This window comes from Paraburkholderia sp. C35 (assembly GCF_003121405.1).
Taxonomy (GTDB): Bacteria; Pseudomonadota; Gammaproteobacteria; order Burkholderiales; family Burkholderiaceae; genus Paraburkholderia.
Window position 1 is genome coordinate 29,879 of the sequence record NZ_QBUY01000013.1, and the last position, 22,553, is coordinate 52,431.

Below are 22,553 nucleotides of genomic sequence, written 5' to 3' on the forward strand. Positions count from 1 at the left end.
GGTGAACGGCGGCGCGCGGACGGGCGTCAGCCCGGCGTCACTTCAGCACGACGCCTTGCCAGAGGAAGAACACCGCGAGACCAACGGCGATGGTGAGCAGCGGGCGGCGCGTGAGCGCACTGACGGCCACGGCGGCCAGTGCGCCGACCAGTTGCGGATTGCGCCACGTCAACTCGGCGTCGGTGCCATGCGGTGATACAGCCATCGGCACGATGATCGCCGTCAGCACGGTGACGGGCACGAAACCGAGCGCGGTGCGCACCAGCGGCGGAAAGACGATGCGGTCGCCGAGCACGAACACGGTGGCGCGGATCAGCCACGTGATGACGGCCATGCCGAGGATCAGGAGCACGTAGTTCATCGCGATGCCTCCATCGTACGGGTGCGCTGGAAAGCCGGCATCGACAGCAGCACGCCGACCGCGACGCCCGCGAACACGGCACCCAGCAAGCCGAGCTTGTACGGCCAGCCTTGCCAGAAGAACGCCAGCGCGCCCGCCGTGGCGGCCGCCGCCAGATAGCGCACGGCCACCAGTTGCGGCACCACGATCGCGATGAAGGTCGCCACCATCGCGAAGTCGAGTCCGAGCGACTGCAGGCCGGGGAAGGCCGCGCCGAACAGCAGGCCGGCCAGCGTCCAGAGCTGCCAGTTCAGATACATCGCGAGGCCCGAGCCAAGGAAATAGTACGGGCCGACCGAGCCGGGTGGATGCAGCCGGTAATGCGCCCATGCGACGGCGAAGACTTCATCGGTGAGCAGGCCGCCGAGTGTCCAGCGCCAGCGCGACGGCAGATGCGACACATACGGCGCGAGCGTCGCGCTGTACAGCACGTGACGGGCGTTGACGACGAGCGTGGTGGCCCACACGACGGCATAGCTCGCGTGGCCCGCGATCAGGCCGAGCGCAATGAATTGCGCCGACCCGGCGAATACGATCAGCGACATCAGCTGGCCGTGCCACAGATGCAGCGGGCCGGACGCGACGAGCGTGCCGAAGATGACGCCGAACGGCGCCGCGCCGACGATCATCGGAATGGTGTCGCGCGCGCCGGACGTGAGTTCCTTGAGACGGTGAACGGGTTGTGCAGGGTGATTCAATCTTTTCTCCTCGATGGAACCGAGGATAGCGAGGCGAGGGGAGCCGCGGCTTGTACGTTCTTGCGATTGCACGCGGTTTTAGGGCGGTTCAAGGGTTGCTCAAGCGCTACTCGCGCACCGGGATTGCTGCGGCGCAACGCTCGCAAGGATGGGCAGGCCGATTGCCAGCGCCCCGGCGGCACGCCGAACATGCGGCGGAAATGGCGCGTGAAGTGGCTCTGATCCGTGAAGCCGTTCGCCGCCGCGACATCGGCCACCGTCGCGCCCGCGCGCAACGGTGCCAACGAGCGCTGCAAACGCACCTGGTTTCGCCACGCGTGCGGCGGCAAACCCGTCGCGCGGGTGAAAAGGCGTGCCGCGTGGAACTGCGACAGGCCGACGGTATCGGCGAGATCCGCAAGTTGGAGCGGCGCGAGGAGATCGCCGGCCAGCTGCTCTTTCATCGTGACGACGCGTGTGTCGTCAGCGGTGAGGTGGGGCGTATCGGGACGCGTGCGGCCGTAGCGCACGAGCAGCGTCGACAGGGCATCGAGCATCGCCGTTTCTGCGATGAGGGGCTCGCCGTTCGCCTCCAGCAACTGATGCGCGCGCGACAGCCGCAGCGCGAGATCGGGATCGCGGATCACGGCGGCGTCGAACCACGGCAGCGGCTGCGCGCAGCCCGCGATGTCCTGCGCGAGCGCGTGGATGAAGGCGACGGGTGCGTACAGCACGCGGTAGCGCCAGCCGTCATCCATCGCTCGCGAGCCGGTATGCAACTCGCCCGGATTGATGATGGGTACGCTGCCCGCCTCGGCGACATGGCGCGAACCCTGATACCGATACGTTTCCGCGCCAGCCTCGATCACGGGGATCGTGTAGGCGTCGTGCCAATGCGGGGTGAACTCGTGATCGTGATATTCGGCCGTGAGCAGATCCGCGCCGGGCAGAAGCGGCGTGCGCCAGTAACGCGCGTTGTCGCGGAAGCGGGTCGAAGTCATGAGCAAACGTCCTGGTGGACCTGACAGTCTACCGCGCCTGGACAGCGTCCGGGACGCGTGTGTTTCGCATCATCGGACGGGGATCGTGGTGCCCGCAGGCATCGGCACGGCGGTGACGCTGTTCTTCGCGCTGCCCGTGGCGACCCGGTCGCTATAGGTCAGATACACGAGCGTATTGCGCTTCGAATCGACGACACGCACCACGTGCAGCGTCTTGAAAATAAGCGACATGCGTTCGGTGAACACATCGGCTTGCTGGCGCAGCGGTTCGGGAATCTTGATGGCTGCGACCTGACGGCACGCGATCGACGCTTCCGTCGGATCTTCAGCAATGCCGAGCGTGCCCTTGATGCCGCCCGTGCGCGCTCGCGACACGTAGCAGGTGACGCCCTGCACGGCGGGATCGTCATAGGCCTCGACAACCACGCGGTCCGAGCCGGTGAGATGGAAATTCGTGTTGACGCTGGCAACTTCCTCGGCGTGCGCGAGCGGCGCGCAGGCGAACACTACGGAGGCGGCGACAATGGCGGCGCGCGCGACGCGCACATGGAGCTGGGCGAGTTTCATCGGGTAACGGAGGAATGGGCGGGGGAAGAACCGGGCGACTGCCGGTGAGATTGCCATCGTAACCTGGTTGCCGATGCTTGCCGCTGCGATGCAAGACACTCGGCGCAGTGGCTGAAGCCCTAAGCGGGAGAGGGCGAAGTCGCAAACTGTGCGTCCGCAAAACCGAACGCAGAAAAAAGAAAAGGCCCGCACGAAGCGGGCCTTTGAATTTTGGCTCCCCGACCTGGGCTCGAACCAGGGACCTACGGATTAACAGTCCGGCGCTCTACCGACTGAGCTATCGGGGAACAACAACAGCAGAGAAGCGGAATTGTAGGAGGTAGCGCAGAAGCTGTCAATACCTCTGCTTCATCTCAATTTAATTCGACTGTTTCGAGCCAGGAAGACAGGTTTTGCGACGCGCGCGAATCAGCGTGCGAGCAGCGCGAGCTTTTCCTTCACGTCCTTGAATTCGTCGGCTTCGGGCAGCGGTGCCTTCGTCTTGGTGATGCTCGGCCATGCCTTCGCCAGTTCGGCGTTCAGTTCCGTGAAGTGCTGCTGGTCGCCAGGGACGTCTTCTTCAGCGTAGATGGCGTTCACCGGGCATTCTGCAACGCACACAGCGCAGTCGATGCATTCATCCGGGGCGATCGCGAGGAAGTTGGGACCTTCGCGAAAGCAGTCCACCGGGCACACATCGACGCAGTCGGTATAGCGGCACTTGATGCAGCTTTCGGTCACAACGTGAGTCATTCAGGCAACTCCTGCAAACGATATTCTTTAGGTAATGGGGGGATGGCAATGCGCCAAAAGCGGTATTGTAACGTAACGTCAAGTAGTGCATACGCGATCGTCCCAACCCGTTTATATCGTTTGGTGATTAGTTTATGGGGGGCGGTTTGCGCGGCCGGCGCCGGCTGCCTTGACGCATTGGAACAACCGTCCGCGCGCATTCGGGTAACATGCGACAGCATCTTCGCGCGTATCCGCCTCGCGGGCGCACTTCGCGAAGCCCAAGGCGCACATGCGGGGCATGGCGCACGAGGTGAACACGAAAGGACGAGGGCGCACGAGGCCTGACGTCTTCCGATTTCATGCAGTCCCGGTTTGCAAGATCATGATCATTACTTCGCTGCTCGATACCGACCTGTACAAGTTCACGATGATGCAGGTCGTGCTGCATCACTTCCCGGCGGCCAACGTCGAATACAAGTTCCGCTGCCGTACGCAGAACGTCGATCTCGTGCCGTACATCGACGAGATTCGCAGCGAAGTGCACAAGCTCTGCAAGCTGCGCTTCAGCGAAGGTGACCTCGATTACCTGCGCCGCATGCGCTTCATCAAGAACGACTTCCTCGATTTCCTCGCGCTCTTCCATCTGAACGAGAAGTACATTTCGATCACGCCTTCGGCGAAGGGTAATGGAGAGATCGAGATCGACATCAAGGGGCCGTGGCTGCACACCATCCTCTTCGAGATCCCGGTGCTCGCGATCGTCAACGAAGTCTATTTCCGCAACACGCAGCAGCAGCCCGATTACAGCGAAGGCCGTGAGCGCCTGCGCGACAAGATCCAGCTGCTCGGCGCGCGCCCGGAATTCGCCGACTGCAAGATCGCCGACTATGGCACGCGCCGCCGTTTCTCCGGGCGCTGGCACGAAGAGGTGATCCTCACGCTCAAGGAAGGCCTGCGCGAGCAGTTCACGGGCACGAGCAACGTCTACTACGCGATGAAGCATGGCCTGACGCCGCTCGGCACGATGGCGCACGAATACCTGCAGGCCTGCCAGGCGCTCGGTCCGCGTCTGCGCGACTCGCAGATCTTCGGCTTCGAGATGTGGGCGAAGGAATATCGCGGCGACCTGGGTATCGCGTTGTCGGACGTGTATGGCATGAAGGCGTTCCTCCGTGATTTCGACATGTACTTCTGCAAGCTCTTCGACGGCGCGCGCCACGATTCCGGCGACCCGTTCGACTGGGGCGAACGTCTGCTCGCGCACTACGAGGCCAACCGCTGCGACCCGCGCACCAAAGTACTGGTGTTCTCGGACGCGCTCGATATCCCCAAGGTGCTGCAGCTGTACGAACGCTTCCGCGGCCGCTGCAAGCTCGCTTTCGGCGTCGGCACGAACCTCACCAACGACCTCGGCTACAACCCGCTGCAGATCGTGATCAAGATGGTCAAGTGCAACGGCCAGCCGGTCGCGAAGCTGTCGGATTCACCCGGCAAGAACATGTGCGAAGACAAGGCGTATCTTGCCTATCTGCGCCAGGTGTTCGGCATCGAGCAGCCTGCTGAAGAAGAAGTCAGCAAGTAAGGCTCGGTATCGTCCGCTGTTGCAGCCGTAGAGCATGTGAAGGCATTGTCGGCGCTTCGAACGGGCGCCGCCATATGCCGTTCGGCCAGGTGTTCGCGTGAAGGGCGGCCGGTATAATTCGCGGATCATCTCCCACGCTCCACACGATCACCGGCACGAGGATATTGCACATGGATACATCGACGGCCCGCCGCAACATCCTGGCGCGCATTCGCGCCGCGCAAGGGCGCGAACCCGAGCCGGCCGCGTCGGAGCGTGAAGCGGCGCAGGCTTATCTGGCAAGTCATCCTCAAGGCCCGCGTCCGCCCATGCCGGACGATCTCGTCGCGCGTTTCATCGAGCAGGCGAAGAAGATGGCGACCACCGTCGATACCGTCGAGTCGCTCGCCGAAGCGCCCGCTGCCGCGCATCGCTATCTCACCGAATTGAACCTGCCCACCCACGCCATCGCATGGCAGACGCTCGAAGCGTTGCCCTGGGGCGATTCCGGTATCGAGGTCGAGTTCCGCAAGCCGCGCGACGAAGACCGGGTCGGCATCACCGGCTGCTTCTGCGCCACGGCCGAAACGGGCACGCTTGTCCTGCTGTCCGGGCCGGAGACGTATGCGTCGGCAGGTTTGTTGCCGGAGACGCATATCGCCATCGTGCCGGCTTCGCGCATCGTCTCCGGTCATGAAGAAGCGTTCAATCTGATTCGCAGCGAACGCGGCGAACTGCCGCGCGCCGTCAACTTCGTTTCAGGCCCGTCGCGCACGGGCGATATCGAACAAACCATCGTGCTCGGCGCGCATGGTCCTTATCGCGTGCATGCGATCGTCGTACGTGGCGCGTAGGGCGGTGTGGTTGCAGGGACGGTTTTTCGCGCTGTGGCTGTCGCTGTCGTGCTGGCCGTTGGCGGCATCGGCGGCGACGCTTGACGGCGCTTCGCGTTCCGCCTGGTGGGGCGCGCCGTTCGCGGGCATTCTGCTGTCGATCGCCGTGTTTCCGCTCGCTGCGCCCAAAGTCTGGCATCACCATTTCGGCAAGATCTCGGCAGCATGGGCCGCTGTGTTCCTCGTGCCGTTTGCATTCGCGTTCGGTGCGCCGATGGCGTTCGGCACGTTGATCCATGCGCTGCTCGAAGAGTACGTGCCGTTCATCGTGCTGCTGACAGCGCTTTATACCGTTGCCGGCGGCATCTGCGTGACGGGCAATCTGCACGGTTCGCCGCGGCTGAACACCGGGTTGCTCGCGCTCGGCACCGCGCTCGCGAGCATCATGGGCACGACGGGCGCCGCCATGCTGCTGATCCGGCCGCTGCTGCGCGCCAACGACAATCGCCGGCACGTCGTCCATGTGGTGGTGTTCTTCATCTTTCTGGTGGCGAACGCGGGCGGCTCGCTGTCGCCGCTCGGCGATCCACCGCTGTTTCTCGGCTTTCTGAACGGCGTCGATTTCTTCTGGACGACGGTACATCTCGCGCTGCCGATGCTCTTCATCTGCATCGTGCTGCTCACCGTTTTCTACGCGCTCGATTCGTATTATTTCCGCCATCGCGAAGAACTGTCGCCCGCTGATCCGTCGCCCGATACGCACAGCGTGGGCGTCGTCGGCAAGATCAACTTCGTGCTGCTTGCTCTCGTGATCGCGCTGGTGCTGATGAGCGGTATCTGGAAGCCCGGCATCACGTTCGATGTGGCAGGCACGCATGTCGCGTTGCAGAATGTCGTGCGAGACGTGGCGCTGATCGCGGTGACGCTGCTGTCGCTTGCCGTAACGCCGCGCGCCGCGCGCGACGGCAATGCATTCAACTGGGCGCCGATCGAAGAAGTGGCGAAACTGTTCGCTGCCATCTTCGTGACGATTGCGCCCGTGATCATGATCTTGCGCGCGGGCGAGGCGGGCGCATTCAGCGGCATCGTGCATCTCGTCAACGACACGGCCGGTCAGCCGCGCGACGAAATGTATTTCTGGGCGACGGGCCTGTTGTCGTCGTTCCTCGATAATGCGCCTACGTATCTGGTGTTCTTCAATCTTGCCGGTGGCGACGCGCAGACCTTGACCACCACGGGCGCGTCGACGCTTGCCGCTATTTCGGCCGGTGCCGTATTCATGGGCGCCGTGAGTTACATCGGCAACGCGCCGAACTTCATGGTCAAGGCGATTGCCGAATCGCGCGGTGTGAAGATGCCGAGTTTTTTCGGCTATCTCGCCTGGTCGGGCGTCGTGCTGATACCGTTGTTTATCGCGACATCGTTGATTTTCTTTTGACGCCGCGCACGCGCCGACGAGCGCGCCGCGGCCCGTTACTCGGAGCATGGCAATGCAAAAGGTTCTGGTTGCGCGTCCCATTTTTCCGGATGTGATCGAGCGTCTCAAGCAGCATTTCGAAGTCGACTGGCATAACGGCGACGTGCTGCCCGCCGACGAACTCAAGCGCCGGCTTGCCGACAAGGACGGTGCGCTGACGGCAGGCGACGTGATCGACGCATCCGTGCTCGCGGCCGCGCCGCGTCTGCGCGTGGTGTCGAACATGGCCGTCGGCTACAACAACTTCGAGATGGCTGCGTTCAACGCGGCCAACGTGCTCGGCACGAACACGCCCGACGTGCTCAACGAATCGACAGCCGATTTCGGCTGGGCGCTGATGATGGCGGCAGCACGCCGCATTGCCGAGTCGGAGCACTGGCTGCGCGCGGGCAAATGGGAAAAGTGGTCGTATGACGGCTTTCTTGGCTCGGATCTGTACGGCTCGACGCTCGGCGTAATCGGCATGGGCCGTATTGGCCAGGCGCTCGCACGGCGCGCGCGTGGCTTCAACATGAACGTGATCTATCACAATCGCTCGCGCGTCGCGCCGGAGATCGAAGCGGAACTGAATGCGGAGTATGCATCGAAGCAGGATCTGCTGCGCCGCGCCGATCACGTCGTGCTGGTGCTGCCGTACACGGCTGAGAACCATCACACGATCGGTGCGGCTGAGCTCGCGTTGATGAAGCCGACTGCGACGCTCACGAACATCGCGCGCGGCGGCATCGTCGACGACGCGGCGCTGGCCGTTGCCTTGCGTGAGAGACGCATCGCGGCAGCAGGTCTCGATGTGTTCGAAGGCGAGCCGAAGCTCAATCCGGCCTTGCTCACGGTGCCGAATGTGGTGCTGACGCCGCATATCGCGAGCGCGACGGAAGCGACGCGCCGCGCGATGGCCAATCTCGCCGCCGACAATCTGATCGCCGGGCTGGGCGAGGGTCCGCGTGCTGGGCGTCCGCCGAACCCGATCAATGCGGATGTGATCGGAAAGGCGCGTTCATGACGATGGTGCTGATTGCGGCCATCGCCGTTCTGGCCGTTGCATTGGTGCTTGCGCTGGCCATGCTGTTGCGCGGCCAGAGCGGCACGCAACAACAGACGCAGTTCGACGAACTGCACGAGCGGTTCGAAGACGCGACGCTTGCGCAGATGCGCGAGTACGAACGGCTCGAGCGTGAGTTGCGCGGAGAGATCGCTGAAACCGCACGCGTGTCGCGCGCGGAACTGAGCGGTGGCTTCGCGCAGTTCCAGCAGACGCTCGCGTCCCAGTTCACCAGCATGACGACGGTGCAGGCGGGTAAGATCGACGGCTTTGCGCAGCAACTCGTCAAGCTCACCGATACCAACGCGCAGCAACTCGACGCCGTGCGTCAGAGCCTGCAACTGCAGGCGCAACAGGCGCGCGACGAACAGGGCATCACACTCAGGCGCTTCGGCGAAACGCTGCAACAGCAACTGGCGCAGGTGACGGAAGCCAACGACCGGCGCTTCGCCGAAGTGCGCGCGACCATCGAGCAACGCCTGAAAGACATCGAGGCGAATAACGCGACCAAGCTTGAAGAAATGCGCCGCACTGTCGACGAAAAGCTGCACGCAACGCTTGAGCAGCGGCTTGGCGAATCGTTCAAGCTCGTCTCTGATCGTCTTGAGCAGGTGCATCGTGGCCTCGGCGAAATGCAGACGCTCGCAGCAGGCGTTGGCGATCTCAAGAAGGTTCTGACGAACGTCAAGACGCGCGGGACGTGGGGTGAAGTGCAACTCGAAGCGCTGCTTGAACAGATGCTCACGTCCGACCAGTACGCAAAGAATGTGGCGACGATTCCGAAGAGCAACGAACGTGTCGAGATCGCGATCAAGCTGCCGGGGCGTCAACCCACATCCGATGAAACCGCAACGCCCGTCTGGCTACCAATCGATGCGAAATTTCCGCGCGAAGACTACGAGCGTCTGATGGAAGCGCAAGATCGCGCTGATCCTGTAGCAGTGGAAGACGCGTCTCGTGCACTCGAAGGACGAATTCGCGCGGAAGCCAGGACGATTGCAGAAAAGTACGTGTCGCCGCCGCATACCACGGACTTCGCCTTGCTCTTTCTGCCGACGGAAGGACGCTATGCTGAGATCTTGCGGCGTCCGGGGCTGACGGATCTTCTGCAGCGCGACTATCGCGTGACGATTGCCGGGCCGACCACGTTGACGGCGTTGCTCAACAGTCTGCAGATGGGGTTCCGCACGCTCGCCATCGAGAAGCGGTCGAGCGAGGTGTGGCAGGTGCTCGGCGCGGTGAAGACGGAATTCGGCAAGTTCGGCGACGTGCTCGCGAAGACCAAATCGCAACTCGAAACGGTCACGCGTTCGATCGAAGCAGCGGAAGTGCGCACGCGTCAGATGAACCGCAAGCTGCGCGACGTCGAGGCGTTGCCCGAGGAGCGGGCGGCGGGCTTGCTGGGAGACGCGCTATCGGGCGCCGATCCGGATGAAGCGTGAAGCGCGGAAGGTTGGCGAGACGATACGGCTGTCGTGATACGTCTCGCCGGTATTAAGCGCTAAAAGCGAATGGTCAGTTCGCGCTTGCGGCCAGTTGATCGAGCGCGTCGCCCGTGATGCGCACGATGCGCCAGTCCGGCAGAACGGTTGCGCCCATCTTCTGATAGAAATCGATGGCGTTCTGGTTCCAGTCCAGCACCGACCATTCGAAACGGCCACACTGCCGCTCGACGGCCAGCGCCGCCAGATAGCGCAGCATCTTCGAGCCAAGCCCGGTGCCCCGTTCGGTAGGCCGCACGTACAGGTCTTCGAGATACAGGCCGCGTCTGCCGAGGAAGGTCGAGTAGTTGTGGAAGAACAGCGCGTAGCCGATCATCGCGCCGTCGCGCTCGGCCACGATCGCTTCCGCCGACGGGCGAGCGCCGAACAGCGCGTCGCGCAAGTCGTCTTCCGTCGCGATGAACAGATGCGTGAGATGTTCGAACTCGGCAAGTTCGTACATCAGGGCGAGCATAGGGCCGACGTCTTCCGTCGTTGCCGCGCGAATCGTCGCCGTCATTACGCTTCCTCCGGCACGTCGCTCAACTGGATTTCGATGCCGCCGAAGCGCGACGCTACCCAGTTATACGCGTGGCACGCGATCCACAGCAGAATGAAGCCCAGAATCGCGTTGAGCAGCAGCGCGCTGAACACCGTCGAGAGTTCCACCGACCCGTAACGGATGAAGGCGACCAGCACGCCGAGCAGCACGATCGGCACGCTGAACGTCAGATACACGAGGATCAGTGCCTTTGCCGTTTGCCCCGGTGCAATGAACGAGATCTGTTTTTTCATGTAAGTCAAACCCGTATGTCGTATTGGAATGCGTGAAAACTGGCGGCCTGTGCGGTCAGATCAGGCCGTCGAACAACATGATGTCGACAGCGTCGCCGGGATCGAGATCGGCCTGATCGTGGCCGAGCACGATGAAGCAATTCGCTTCGCTCATCGAACTGAGCACGCCCGAACCTTGCGAGCCGGTCGGCGTGACGTGCCAAGTGCCTTGCGCGTCGCGCTGCGCGATGCCGCGCTGGAATTCCGTGCGACCCGGCCGCTTGCGGATCGACTCGGCGCAGGCGGCACGGATCAACGGCACAGGATGCGTGGTCGCGCCCGACATGCGCAACAGCACTTCGCGCACGATCTGATAGAACGCCGCCATCACCGCGACGGGGTTGCCCGGCAGGCCGAAGAAAATGGCCGGTTCGCCCGCGCCGGGCTTGCCGCCCGACCAGATGCGCCCGAACGCGAGTGGCCGGCCGGGACGCATCGCGAGACTCCAGTGCGCGACGTCGCCGAGCATGCGCAGCATCTGCTTTGTCAGATCGGCCTCGCCGACTGACACGCCGCCGGAGGTTATCACGACATCCGCACTCGACGCAGCCGTTCGCAACGCCTCTTCGAGCGCGGCGGGCTCGTCGCGGACTACGCCGAGATCGATGGGATCGAGGTCGAGACGCCTGAGCATCGCGAACAGCGTGTAGCGATTGCTATCGTAGACGCAGCCCGCGTCGAGCGGCTGGCCGATGGAGCGCAGTTCGTCGCCGGTTGAAAAGAACGCGACGCGCAGGCGCCGACGCACCGACACTTCGCCAATGCCTAGCGAAGCAAGCAGACCAAGGTCCGACGCGCGCACGATGCGGCCCGCCTTCAACGCGACCGCGCCGCGCGCGAGATCTTCGCCCGCCAGCCGCCGGTTTGCGCCCGTGCGCAATGGCGCGGCGGCAAAGCGGACGACTTCGCCGTCGCGCGTGACGGCTTCTTGCGGCACCACGGTGTCGCAGCCAGCGGGCATCGTCGCGCCCGTCATCACGCGCACGCATTGCGTCAGGTCGATGCTGCCCGCGAACGGATGGCCCGCGAACGCCTTGCCCGCCACATTCAATGCGATTTCGCCCCGCGTGTCTGCCGGGCCTTCGAGCGCAGTGCCCGCAAACGCGTAGCCGTCCATCGCCGAATTGTCGTGAGCCGGCACGTCGATGGGCGAGACAATGTCCTGCGCGAGCACACGGTTGAGCGCGTCACGCAGATGGACGTGCTCGACGGTCGTCACGGGTGTCGCCCATTCGCGCACGATCGCCTGCGCAGCCGACACCGGCATGGCTTGAGCGTCGTACTGTGCGACGCAACTCGAAGTTTCGTTCAGCGTGGTCATGAAAGGGGAGCGTCGCGACGGGATGCAGTGCGGCGGCGGCCGGGCAATCGCGGCAAATGGCGTCTGCTGATGTCACATGCCATCGAACCCGACAGCCTCGATCAACGTCGTTCGAGATCGGCGAGTTCCTGCAGTGAATTGATATTGTAAAACGTGCGCTCATCCGGAAAGGCGACTTCGACCGCCTTGTGGCGTGCGTACCACGTGCGCACCTTGCGCTCGCCCGCTTGCAGAAAGCCTTCGAGATCGTCGGCCAGCGATGTGCGCACGAGCGCGAAAACGGGGTGAATCGATGTTTCGCCGTGAGCATCGGTGGTGGTGACCGTCGCGATGCTGCCGTTCTGCGCAGCGAGTGCAGCCGTGAGGCGTTCGGCGAGATCGGCAGGCAGACCGGGCGTGTCGCACGGCGCAGACAGCACGAAGCGCGTGCGCGCTGTGCGCAGTCCCGCGAGCAACCCGGCGAGCGGGCCGGGAAAGTCGGGCAGCGTGTCGGCGATCACCATTGCGTGGAACGGTGCGCCCAGATCGACATAGCGCCCGGCATGCCGGTTCGCGCTGATGAGCAGCGGCCCGCTTTGCGGCGCGAGACGCCGCATCACGTGCAGTGCAAGCGGCTCGCCATGCAGCATCTGCAAGCCCTTGTCGACGCCGCCCATGCGCATGCCGCGTCCGCCCGCGAGCAGCAGGCCGGTGATGTCATCGCGTGAAAAACTCATGGAAAGACGGCCTCAGCCGCCGATATACGACATCTCGACGCGCCGCGTTTCGCGTTCCGCCGTCGATGCCGCATTCGCGCTGCCGCGCAGCTGCGAGTAACGGTCGCCGCGCCCGCGCCAGATGTTGGCGATCGCGGTGGCGATGCCGGCGTCGCTCGTGCCGTTACGCACGAGTGCGCGCAGATCATGTCCCGCCGACGCGAACAGGCACAGATACACCTTGCCCTCCGTCGAGAGCCGCGCGCGCGTGCAGTCGCCGCAAAATGCGCGCGTCACGCTGGAGATGACGCCGATTTCGCCGCTGCCGTCCGCATAGCCCCAGCGCTGCGCGGTTTCGGCGGCACTATGCGCTTCCAGCGGGATCAGCGGGAAATGCTCGCTGATGCGCGCGACCACGTCGGCGGACGGCAGCACTTCCGTCATGTTCCAGCCGTTCGAGGTGCCGACGTCCATGTATTCGATAAACCGCAGCACCACGCCCGAGCCCTTGAAGTGCCGCGCCATCGGCACGATTTCGCTGTCGTTGGTGCCGCGCTTCACGACCATGTTCACCTTCAAAGGCGCGAGACCGACCGCTTGCGCCGTCTCGATGCCGTCGAGCACGTCGCGCACGGCGAAATCGGCATCGTTCATGCGGCGAAATAGCGCATCGTCGAGTGCGTCGAGGCTCACTGTCACGCGGTTCAGCCCGGCGTCCTTCAGGCTGCGCGCTTTGCGTGCGAGCACCGAACCATTGGTCGTGAGGGTGAGGTCGAGCGGCTTGCCAGTCGCCGTTGTCATCCGGGCGAGCCGTTCGATCAGGAATTCGAGGTTCTTGCGTAACAGCGGTTCACCGCCCGTCAGGCGGATTTTTTCGACGCCATGCGCGACGAAAATACCCGCGAGCCGCTCGATTTCTTCGAAAGTCAGCAGCGCGCTGTGCGGCAGGAACGGATAGTCCTTGTCGAACACCGCGCGTGGCATGCAGTAGACGCACCGGAAGTTGCAGCGGTCCGTGACCGAGATACGCAGGTCGCGCAGCGGGCGCGACAGCGTATCCGTCAGCTCGCCACGCGGCGTCCGGATGGGACCGGCCACGTTCGGAACCGCGCTGACGTCGGCAACAGGGATGATGCGTCGGGACATGATCACATATTTGGGATATCAGACTTCATTCTAGCGGAAGGCTTCTCGCGTCACAGTAGGGCGAACGCGCGGTGCCGCTATGCCATAAATAGCAAAAAGCCCGCCTTTGGGGCGGGCTTTCTGGATGACCCGACGTCGCCGCCGGGTCAGGTTAGCGACCGCTTACTGCGGGTTCTTTGCCGTTTCGACCTGCTGCATCGGCGCCGCGTCGACGGGCGGGAGCGCTTTGCGCTCACGCGGCACGCGTGCCGGCTTCGCAGTTTGCGCGGCCGCTTCCTGGGCGGCGCGCAGCTTGTCCGAGTCGGTGTTGACCCAGACGAGGCCGGCGCTTTCCAGCATCGTCGTCAGCGATTGCGCGGGCTGGCTGGCCGACGCGCCGTTCGTGCGAACGGGCTGCGGCTCGGCTGCTGCCGCGACAGGCGCCGTTTCGACGGCAACCGGCTCTGCTACGGGTTGCGCCGGCGCGACTTCCACGACGGGTTCCGTTGCCGGTTGAACAACCGGTTGCGCGACGACAGGCTCCGCTGCCGGTTGAGCGACAGGCTCGGCAGCCGGTTCGACAACCGGTTGCGTCGCGACAGGCGCTTCAATCACAGGCTGCGCTGCTTCAACCGGCGCTTCCTGCGCGGGCGCTGCGGCGACCGGGTCAACGACGGGCTCAACAGCTGCGGGTGCTTCGACGACAGGCGCTGCCGCAACCGTCTCGACAGGCGCAGGCGCAGCGGCTTCAGCAGGCGCTTGCGGCTCGGCTGCAACCGGTGCAACGGCTTGCGGCTCGACAGCGGCGGGTGCCTCGACGGCTGCCGGTTGCGTCACCGCGGGCGCTTCGTCGGCGGGAACGATGGCTTCCGCCTTCGCTGCCTTCTCGACAGCCAGCGCCGGCGTTTCCGCCGATGCGTGCAGTTCGCTGACTACAGCCGCGCCCGTCGCGACGGCCGCCACGACGACTTCGACCGGCTTCACTTCCTGAGCCGGTTGTTGCTGGACGGATTCGACAGCTTCAACCGCTTGCGGCTGTGCTTCGTGACGACCCGTGTGCTCCGGCGTCCGCACGGGCGCTTCCGCCGATGCTGCCACTGCCGTTTCGCCTTCTGCTTCCGCGACATCGGCAGCCGTATTGACGTTCACGCCTTCCTCTTCGCGCTCGCGACGGCCACCACGGCGGCCGCGACGGCGACGACGACGCTCTTCGCCATCACGTGCTTCTTCGACAGGTGTCGCGCCGCCGGCAAGGTTTGCCTGCGCTTGCGCTGCGACGTCCATCTGCGCTTCGTTCAGTGCTTCCGCTGCTTCGGGCTGCTGCTTGCTGCGGCGTTCGCCACGTTCGGCGCGCTCGCCACGCTCACGGCGCTCGCCGCGCTCGGCACGTTCCTGACGCTCGCCGCGCGTTGCGTCGGCGGCTTCGGCACGTTCCGTACGTTCCTGACCGCGTTCGACACGTTCCGGACGTGCTTCGCGCGCTTCACGCGGCTCGCGGCCCTCACGTTGTTCACGGCCGCCACGCTGTTCACGTGCTTCGCGCGGTTCGCGTTCCTGACGTTCGCCACGTTGCGACGATTGACCCTGACGGCCTTGTGTTGCCGTGCCTTCGCCACGTCCGGCAGCCGCGTCACGGCCACCCGCGCCGCTGCGACGGTTGCGGTTGCGATCGCCGCCGCGTTCGCCCGTGCGCTCACCGCGCTCGGTGCGTTCGCCGCGGGCCGGCTTCGCCGTCTTCTCGACGGGAGCGGGCGCCGGTGCGGGCGTTGCCGGCTGCATGCCGAACAGACCCTTCAGCCAGCCGATGAAGCCGCCCGTAGCCGGCTTGACTTCGACGGTAGCCGGTGCGGGCGTGCGCACGGGTGCGCTCGGCGCCGGCTTCTCGGGCGTGATGCCCTTCACGGCGGCTTCCTGCTTCGGCTTCACTTCTTCGGCGCGCTTGCTGTAACCCGTTTCCGATTCCAGTTCGCGTGCTGCTTCTTCGGCCATCTTCCACGACGCGCGCGGATCGTCGAGGCGTGCATCGTCGTGACGCAGGCGTTCGAGCTTGTAGTGCGGCGTGTCGAGGTGCTTGTTCGGCACCAGCACGACGTTGACCTTGAAGCGCGACTCGATCTTGTTGATTTCCGAGCGCTTTTCGTTGAGCAGGAAAGCGGTGACCTCGACGGGCACCTGGCAGTGGATGGCTGCCGTGTTTTCCTTCATCGCTTCTTCCTGAATGATCCGCAGCACTTGCAGCGCGGACGATTCGGTATCGCGGATGTGGCCCGTGCCGTTACAGCGCGGGCAGGTCACGTGGCTGCCTTCCGACAGCGCCGGACGCAGACGCTGGCGCGACAGTTCCATCAGGCCGAAGCGCGAGATCTTGCCCATCTGGACGCGCGCGCGGTCGTGCTTGAGCGCGTCTTTCAGGCGTTGCTCGACTTCACGCTGGCTCTTGGCCGACTCCATATCGATGAAGTCGATCACGATCAGGCCGCCCAGGTCGCGCAGACGCAGCTGGCGAGCGACTTCGTCGGCGGCTTCGAGGTTGGTGCGCGTGGCTGTTTCCTCGATGTCGGCGCCCTTGGTGGCGCGTGCCGAGTTCACGTCGATGGCAACCAGCGCTTCCGTGTGGTCGATCACGATCGCGCCGCCCGCCGGCAGCGGCACCGTGCGCGAGTACGCCGTTTCGATCTGGTGTTCGATCTGGAAACGCGAGAAAAGCGGCACGTCGTCGTGGTACCGCTTCACCTTGTTGACATTGTCCGGCATCACGATATCCATGAAGGCGCGCGCCTGGTCATGGATTTCCGTGGTGTCGATGAGGATTTCGCCGATGTCCGGCTGGAAGTAGTCGCGGATCGCGCGAATCACGAGGCTCGATTCGAGATAGATCAGCATCGGCTGACCTTGCGAACCGCTTTGCGACGCGGCTTCGATTGCGCGCCACAGCTGCATCAGGTAGTTCAGGTCCCATTGCAGCTCTTCCGCGCTGCGGCCGATACCCGCGGTGCGCGCGATGATGCTCATGCCTTCGGGCAGTTGCAGCTGGGACATGGTTTCGCGCAGTTCCTGGCGGTCGTCGCCTTCGATCCGGCGCGACACACCGCCGCCGCGCGGATTGTTCGGCATCAGCACGAGGTAGCGGCCGGCGAGCGAGATGAACGTGGTGAGGGCAGCGCCCTTGTTGCCGCGTTCTTCCTTCTCGACCTGAACGATCAGTTCCTGGCCTTCCTTGAGGGCGTCCTGGATGCGCGCGGAGCGCATGTCGATGCCTTCGCGGAAATACTGGCGAGCGACTTCCTTGAACGGGAGAAAACCGTGGCGGTCTTCACCGTAGTTGACGAAGCAGGCTTCGAGCGACGGCTCGATGCGGGTGATGATGCCCTTGTAAATATTGCCTTTGCGCTGTTCGCGCCCGGCGGTTTCGATGTCGATATCGATAAGTTTTTGCCCATCGACGATGGCAACGCGCAGTTCTTCCTGCTGCGTCGCATTGAACAACATGCGTTTCATTGAACGGCTCCAGAGCGGCTCTGCCTGCCCGGGCCGACGGCACATAGGATCACCCGGCCGACGGCTTGGGCAGCGGCATGCCGCGCCTTATTGTGTTTTCACAAGCACGCTGGAGCGGGAAAGTTGGCGGGAGAATTGCCTTGAAAGGGCGCCGTCCGAAAGAAAATGGACGCGCTGCCGCAGGGCACATGCGAACACGGCTTCAAATAATGGCCCGACACGCCGCGGGTCCTGGCAGCCGACATGCATCAGCCTTCGTCCACGTGCGCTGCCGCGCCAGCTGGGCGCGCGTCCGGACGGGTTCGAAGGCCGCGGTCTTGCCGCAGCGGGAAAGCTCGCTCACAACGCGCGCCTGTCCCGCTCTGGGTGTCTCGCATCATTTTGACGTCGCCATGCCCCGCACTTTCCGCGGGACGCCTCGGGCGCACGCCGTATTTTCGCTACCGGCCGCTTCGCGCTTGAGGGACATGAAAGCTGCCCTCGCCGAAGCTCGCCAGTCAAATTCTTTTTGACCAAAATTCCGTTACCGACGATGCCGACTGTGACCGAACGTGCCTGTGGGCGCCGTCCCTGCCGTGTCGTGCACCGTGCGTGCAACTTGTTGCATCTCATTTTCAGGGCGAGCAACCAGCCCCCGGCGCAAGTAAAATGACGTTTTATCGCTTGCACCTGCGCAATCCACCCGCGATTCGGTTTAATGCGCCGATCCTATATAGTCGGCCGCCGCGGACTGCTGGGCAAATTATATTCAGAATGAAAGAGTTAGGCAAAACATCCCAGAAATCGGTTGCCAGTGCCGTCGCCAGCGATCAGGTCTCGATGATCGAAATCGACGACAGCGCGGCCGGTCAGCGGATCGACAATTTTCTGTTGCGCGTCTGTAAAGGCGTGCCGAAGAGTCATATTTACCGCATTCTCCGCAGTGGAGAAGTGCGTGTAAACAAGGGTCGGGTCGACGCGCAATACCGTTTGGCCTATGGCGATCTGGTGCGTGTGCCGCCCATTCGCGTCGCGAAATCGGACGCACCGGCCAGCGCGCCTGCGCCGTCTGCGAATTTTGACATCCTGTTCGAAGATGACCATATGCTGGTCATCGACAAACCGGCGGGCGTCGCCGTGCATGGCGGCAGCGGGGTGGCGTTCGGCGTGATCGAGCAGTTGCGGGCGGCCCGTCCGCAGGCAAAGTTTCTGGAACTGGTGCACCGGCTGGATCGCGAGACTTCGGGCGTGCTGATGCTCGCCAAGAAACGCGCCGCGCTCGTCAATCTGCACGAGCAGATCCGCGAAGACCGCATGGACAAGCGCTACTACGCGTGTGTACATGGCGAATGGGCGAGCGACTGGGGCCGTCGCCGTGCCGTCAAGGAGCCGTTGCACAAGTATCTGCTGCCGGATGGCGAGCGGCGCGTGCGCGTGCAGCCGGATGGCCTGCCATCGCACACTATTTTTAATCTCGTCGACCGTTGGCCGGACTATGCGCTGCTCGAAGCGGAACTGAAAACGGGTCGGACCCATCAGATTCGTGTCCATCTGGCGCATCTTGGGCTACCGATTGTCGGCGACGCGAAGTATGGCGATTTCGCGCTGAACAAGGCGCTGGCGCGCGCGAACGCGAATCCCGGCCTCAAGCGCATGTTTTTGCACGCATACAGACTGAAGCTCACGCACCCGGCGACGGGCGAAACGCTGCAATTCCAGGCGCCGTTGCCTGCCGAGTGCAAGCGGTTCGTCGAGCAGCTGGCGGGCACGACGGGTGCTGAGGCGCAGCACGAACAACCACAAACCGAGACGAAAACGCATGGCTCGACAGCAATTTGATCTGATCGTCTTCGATTGGGACGGCACCCTGATGGATTCGACCGCCCACATCACGCGCAGCATCCAGGCGGCGTGCCGCGATCTCGGGCTGCCCGTGCCCGCCGATGAAGCTGCCAGCTTCGTGATCGGACTCGGGTTGCGCGACGCGCTGCAGATTGCCGCGCCGACGCTCGATCCCGCCGACTATCCGCGTCTCGCCGAGCGCTATCGCTTCCACTATCTGGTGAAGGATCAGACCACCGAGCTTTTCACGGGTGTGCGCGAGATGCTCGCCGATCTGCGCGATCAGGGCTATCTGCTCGCCATCGCAACCGGCAAGAGCCGGGTCGGCCTGAACCGCGCGCTGGATCAGGTGCGCCTTACGAGCCTTTTCGACGGCACGCGCTGCGCCGATGAAACGTTCTCGAAACCTCATCCGGCTATGCTGCAGGAATTGACGCGTGAACTGGGGCAGGATCCCGTGCGCACCGTGATGGTCGGCGATACCACGCACGATCTGCAGATGGCGATCAACGCGGGCGTGTCGGGCATCGGCGTGACTTACGGTGCGCATCCGGCGAATACGCTGGCGGCGCTGGAGCCGAAATTCGTCGCCGACAGCATCGCGTCGCTGTCGGGCTGGCTGCGGGAGCATGCATGACGGACGCCGCGCAGGAGGCGGTGCGCATCTGCGCATCGGATGAACTGGTCGACGGCGGCGCGGGCGTCCGCCGCGACGCGACGTACGCCGGCGGCGATGCGGTGGTGTTTTTCGTACGCTACGACGGCGTCGCCTACGGCTATCTGAACCGCTGCGCGCATGTGCCGATGGAGTTGGACTGGAACGAGGGGCAGTTCTTCGAATCGTCCGGCTTATACTTGATGTGCGCGACACATGGCGCGATTTACGCGCCAGATACGGGCAAATGCGTGGGTGGTCCGTGCCGTGGCGGCAAACTGCGCCCCGTGCAGGTCGATGAACGTGAGACTCCCGAAGGGCGTGCCGTATTCTGGCTTCCGGATGCTGATCTGCGTCCGGCATCTGCCTGATTTCTCAAGATAATTCCTCAAAACTCGTTCTTTCCGGCGGAAATGCATGTCCGATAATCTGACTCCTGATCCGACCGAACCGGCCGCAGCGGGCCGCACGCCGCGCAAGACTCCCACCGACGAACCAAACTGGGAACGCGCCGCGCTCGAGCGGATCGCGCTGGCAGCAGTCAACGAGCAGCGCGCGGCACGGCGCTGGCGGATTTTCTTCCGCTTTCTGTTTCTTGGCGTAATCGTCGTGATTGCGTGGGCGGTGCTCGATTTCAGCGGCGAAAAGGTGGCGACTAGCAGCGGACGTCACACGGCTTTGGTAACACTTGACGGCGAGATTGCGCCGGATACGAACGCAAACGCCGAAGATGTCGACGCGGCGCTGGCGAGTGCATTCGATGATGCCGGTACGGCTGGCGTGGTTTTGCGTTGCAATAGCCCCGGTGGCAGCCCGGTGCAGGCGGGCATTATCTACCGTGAAATTCGCCGATTGCGTGCCAAATATCCGTCTATTCCGCTCTATGTTGTGGTGAGTGACATGTGTGCGTCGGGCGGTTACTACGCAGCTGCGGCCGCCGACAAGATCTACGTGGACAAAGCCAGTATCGTTGGTTCGATTGGCGTGCTGATGGATGGCTTCGGTTTCACTGGTCTGATGGATAAACTGGGCATTCAGCGCAGGCTGCGTACTTCCGGTGAGAACAAGGGTTTTTATGATCCGTTCTCACCCGATACGCCGAAAATGGATGAGCATGCGCAGAAAATGCTCGACGAAATCCATGCGCAATTCATCGATGCCGTGAAGCAGGGGCGCGGCAAGCGTCTGCAGGACTCACCCGATATTTTCTCAGGCCTGTTCTGGACGGGAGAGAAGAGCGTCGAACTAGGTCTCGCCGATGGCTTTGGCGACACGGATTACGTCGCGCGCGAGATCATCAAGGCGCCCGATGTTGTCGACTACACGGTGAAGGAGAGCATCACCGATCGCGTTGCGCGCAAATTTGGCGCGGCAGTTGGCAGCGGCGCCGTGCATGCGATGGCGACAATCGGCAAGCTGATTCTGCGATAAGCGCCGTTTGAGGTGGTCAGCTAGAGCTGGCCACCTTCGTTTGCTTGGTTCAAACGGCGAGAATCAGAAAAATCGCTGGCCGCTTGTGCAGATCTGGCGCCGGCTTTTTCTTCCAGTCGGCAATCGTCCGGCTCACGATCGTTTCGCTATCCAGTGTCAGATCGACGGCGACGCATACAAGGGTCGACGGCGCGCAGGTCGCGATCAGCGTGTCGAGCAGCGCGCGGTTCCGGTACGGCGTCTCGATAAAAATCTGCGTCTGCTTGCCTTTGCGCGATTGCTGTTCGAGCTCGCGCAGGCGTTTCGCGCGTTCGTTGGCGTCGACGGGCAGATAGCCGTGAAAGGCAAAACTCTGGCCGTTTAGCCCCGACGCCATCAGCGCCAGCAGGATCGAACTCGGCCCGACGAACGGCACCACCTTCACGCCGCGCTCATGCGCGCGCCGCACCAGCAGCGCGCCCGGATCGGCGACAGCCGGACAGCCCGCTTCCGATACGAGTCCTGCATCTGTCCCCGCGAGGATGGGTGCCAGCAGCCTGTCGATCTCGCCCGCGGGCGTATTCACGTTCAGTTCGCGAATCTCGATTTCCTGAATCGGGCGCTCGGTGCCGACTTTTTTCAGGAAGGCGCGCGTCGTCTTGGCGTTCTCGCCTATGTAATAGTGCAGTGCCGCCGCGCGGGCGCGGACGGGTGCGGGCAGGACGGCGTCGAGCGCGGTAGCGTCGCCGTCGCCCAATGTGTGCGGGATCAGGTAGAGAACGCCGCTCATTTCGCCTCCAGTAGCGGATAACCGGCGGCGAGCAGCATGCGCGTGAGGGCGATCAGCGGCAGGCCGATCAGCGCTGTCGGATCATCGGATTCGATCGCGTCGAGCAGGGCGATGCCGAGGCCTTCCGCTTTTGCGCTGCCGGCGCAGTCGTAAGGTGTTTCGGCGCGCAGGTAGGCGTCGAGTGCGGCGTCGGACAGATTCCGGAACTGCACGCGGGTGACGATATCGACGGCTTGCGCGTTCCCTGAATGGCTATCGAACAGGCAGAGCGCACTATGGAACAGCACTTCGCGGCCGCGCATGCCTTGCAGTTGCGCGAGCGCTTTTTCGTGCGTGCCGGGTTTGCCGATCTGCCGGCCGTCGTAGGTCGCGACCTGGTCGGAGCCGATCACGAGTGTGCGCTCGTCTGCCGACAGCCCGCCGGCAACGGCTCGCGCCTTTGCTTCTGCGAGCCGCAGCGCCGTCGCCTCGGGCGTTTCGCCTGCGCGCGGCGTCTCGTCGATGGCGGGTACGATGACGTCGAACGGGATGCGCAACCGTCCGAGCAATTCCCGCCGATACGGCGAACTCGACGCCAGAATCAGGCGGGGCGGGCGTGGGGAAGAATCCGGCATGCTTGGGTAGAACCTTGATCTGTAAGTAAAACTGGGT

At 63.7% G+C, this 22,553-nt stretch carries 21 protein-coding genes, 1 tRNA gene and 1 pseudogene; 9 read left to right on the forward strand and 14 right to left on the reverse strand.

All coding sequences use genetic code 11. The annotated features are described in order from the left end of the window. Positions 1-37 precede the first annotated feature (37 nt). The 6 genes and pseudogenes from DK391_RS11060 to fdxA form a co-directional block, all read right to left on the reverse strand. On the reverse strand, positions 38-361 hold the full coding sequence (locus tag DK391_RS11060) for an AzlD domain-containing protein (RefSeq protein ID WP_109478052.1): 324 nt from the start codon (positions 359-361) through the stop codon (positions 38-40). Beyond that, positions 358-1,029, reverse strand: a complete 672-nt coding sequence (locus DK391_RS11065; RefSeq protein WP_239482791.1) for an AzlC family ABC transporter permease — start codon at positions 1,027-1,029, stop codon at positions 358-360. Before DK391_RS11065 ends, DK391_RS11060 begins: the two co-directional genes overlap by 4 nt. A 224-nt stretch (positions 1,030-1,253) precedes the next feature. Beyond that, positions 1,254-2,078, reverse strand: a pseudogene (locus tag DK391_RS11070) (AraC family transcriptional regulator); the annotation flags it as partial. Positions 2,079-2,147: 69 nt separating this feature from the next. Next, a complete protein-coding gene (locus DK391_RS11075) occupies positions 2,148-2,645 on the reverse strand; it encodes a CreA family protein (protein ID WP_109478054.1) in 498 nt (165 codons plus the stop codon). 211 nt (positions 2,646-2,856) lie between these two features. Then, positions 2,857-2,932: transfer RNA gene (locus DK391_RS11080), tRNA-Asn, on the reverse strand. A 121-nt stretch (positions 2,933-3,053) separates the two neighbouring features. Next, positions 3,054-3,377 (reverse strand): ferredoxin FdxA, encoded by a 324-nt coding sequence (fdxA, locus tag DK391_RS11085; protein WP_109478055.1) that lies wholly within the window; start codon positions 3,375-3,377, stop codon positions 3,054-3,056. Positions 3,378-3,741: 364 nt separating this feature from the next. On the opposite strand from fdxA, the gene pncB reads away from it, so the two are divergent. The 5 genes from pncB (at position 3,742) to rmuC (ending at position 9,714) form a co-directional block, all read left to right on the forward strand. Beyond that, positions 3,742-4,941 carry a nicotinate phosphoribosyltransferase gene (gene pncB / locus DK391_RS11095; RefSeq protein ID WP_109478133.1) on the forward strand — a complete coding sequence of 400 codons (1,200 nt, stop codon included), beginning with the start codon at positions 3,742-3,744 and terminating at the stop codon, positions 4,939-4,941. A 170-nt stretch (positions 4,942-5,111) separates the two neighbouring features. After that, complete coding sequence (locus DK391_RS11100; protein WP_109478056.1) at positions 5,112-5,774, forward strand: lactate utilization protein C; 663 nt, start codon at positions 5,112-5,114, stop codon at positions 5,772-5,774. A gap of 4 nt (positions 5,775-5,778) precedes the next feature. Further along, a complete protein-coding gene (locus DK391_RS11105) occupies positions 5,779-7,191 on the forward strand; it encodes a sodium:proton antiporter (protein WP_204117335.1) in 1,413 nt (470 codons plus the stop codon). A gap of 52 nt (positions 7,192-7,243) precedes the next feature. Then, complete coding sequence (locus DK391_RS11110; RefSeq protein WP_109478057.1) at positions 7,244-8,233, forward strand: D-glycerate dehydrogenase; 990 nt, start codon at positions 7,244-7,246, stop codon at positions 8,231-8,233. Beyond that, positions 8,230-9,714 (forward strand): DNA recombination protein RmuC, encoded by a 1,485-nt coding sequence (gene rmuC, locus DK391_RS11115; protein WP_109478058.1) that lies wholly within the window; start codon positions 8,230-8,232, stop codon positions 9,712-9,714. Before DK391_RS11110 ends, rmuC begins: the two co-directional genes overlap by 4 nt. Before the next feature lie 73 nt (positions 9,715-9,787). Here rmuC and DK391_RS11120 read toward each other — a convergent pair whose 3' ends face one another. From DK391_RS11120 to DK391_RS11145, 6 genes are all read right to left on the reverse strand, one after another. Then, a complete protein-coding gene (locus DK391_RS11120) occupies positions 9,788-10,273 on the reverse strand; it encodes a GNAT family N-acetyltransferase (protein ID WP_109478059.1) in 486 nt (161 codons plus the stop codon). Then, the gene (locus DK391_RS11125) at positions 10,273-10,548 is read right to left on the reverse strand and encodes a hypothetical protein (protein WP_007741774.1); all 276 of its coding nucleotides are present in this window, start codon (positions 10,546-10,548) and stop codon (positions 10,273-10,275) included. Before DK391_RS11125 ends, DK391_RS11120 begins: the two co-directional genes overlap by 1 nt. A 55-nt stretch (positions 10,549-10,603) precedes the next feature. Further along, positions 10,604-11,908: a gephyrin-like molybdotransferase Glp gene (glp, locus tag DK391_RS11130; protein ID WP_109478060.1), complete on the reverse strand. Its 1,305-nt coding sequence runs from the start codon at positions 11,906-11,908 to the stop codon at positions 10,604-10,606. A gap of 101 nt (positions 11,909-12,009) precedes the next feature. After that, positions 12,010-12,624, reverse strand: coding sequence for a molybdenum cofactor guanylyltransferase MobA (gene mobA / locus DK391_RS11135; protein ID WP_109478061.1), 615 nt, complete (start codon positions 12,622-12,624; stop codon positions 12,010-12,012). A 12-nt stretch (positions 12,625-12,636) separates the two neighbouring features. Continuing rightward, the gene (moaA, locus tag DK391_RS11140) at positions 12,637-13,749 is read right to left on the reverse strand and encodes a GTP 3',8-cyclase MoaA (RefSeq protein WP_109478062.1); all 1,113 of its coding nucleotides are present in this window, start codon (positions 13,747-13,749) and stop codon (positions 12,637-12,639) included. Between the two features lie 162 nt (positions 13,750-13,911). Next, a complete protein-coding gene (locus tag DK391_RS11145) occupies positions 13,912-17,226 on the reverse strand; it encodes an Rne/Rng family ribonuclease (RefSeq protein ID WP_109478063.1) in 3,315 nt (1,104 codons plus the stop codon). Positions 17,227-17,979: 753 nt separating this feature from the next. Between DK391_RS11145 and DK391_RS11150 the strand changes: the two genes are divergently transcribed. From DK391_RS11150 to DK391_RS11165, 4 genes are read left to right on the forward strand one after another with little or no spacing between them, the layout of a single operon-like run. Then, positions 17,980-19,044 carry an RluA family pseudouridine synthase gene (locus DK391_RS11150; RefSeq protein WP_109478064.1) on the forward strand — a complete coding sequence of 355 codons (1,065 nt, stop codon included), beginning with the start codon at positions 17,980-17,982 and terminating at the stop codon, positions 19,042-19,044. Beyond that, the gene (locus tag DK391_RS11155; protein WP_109478065.1) at positions 19,025-19,684 is read left to right on the forward strand and encodes an HAD-IA family hydrolase; all 660 of its coding nucleotides are present in this window, start codon (positions 19,025-19,027) and stop codon (positions 19,682-19,684) included. The genes DK391_RS11150 and DK391_RS11155 overlap by 20 nt, the downstream gene beginning before the upstream one ends. Continuing rightward, entirely contained in the window at positions 19,681-20,073 is a 393-nt protein-coding gene (locus DK391_RS11160) for a Rieske 2Fe-2S domain-containing protein (RefSeq protein WP_109478066.1), read from the forward strand. The genes DK391_RS11155 and DK391_RS11160 overlap by 4 nt, the downstream gene beginning before the upstream one ends. A 46-nt stretch (positions 20,074-20,119) precedes the next feature. Further along, a complete protein-coding gene (locus DK391_RS11165; protein WP_109478067.1) occupies positions 20,120-21,133 on the forward strand; it encodes a S49 family peptidase in 1,014 nt (337 codons plus the stop codon). Positions 21,134-21,182: 49 nt separating this feature from the next. Here the strand turns inward: DK391_RS11165 and DK391_RS11170 are convergent, their stop codons facing one another. After that, positions 21,183-21,902: an SAM-dependent methyltransferase gene (locus DK391_RS11170; RefSeq protein ID WP_109478068.1), complete on the reverse strand. Its 720-nt coding sequence runs from the start codon at positions 21,900-21,902 to the stop codon at positions 21,183-21,185. Continuing rightward, positions 21,899-22,516 carry a Maf-like protein gene (locus DK391_RS11175; protein ID WP_109478069.1) on the reverse strand — a complete coding sequence of 206 codons (618 nt, stop codon included), beginning with the start codon at positions 22,514-22,516 and terminating at the stop codon, positions 21,899-21,901. Before DK391_RS11175 ends, DK391_RS11170 begins: the two co-directional genes overlap by 4 nt. Positions 22,517-22,553: the final 37 nt, after the last annotated feature.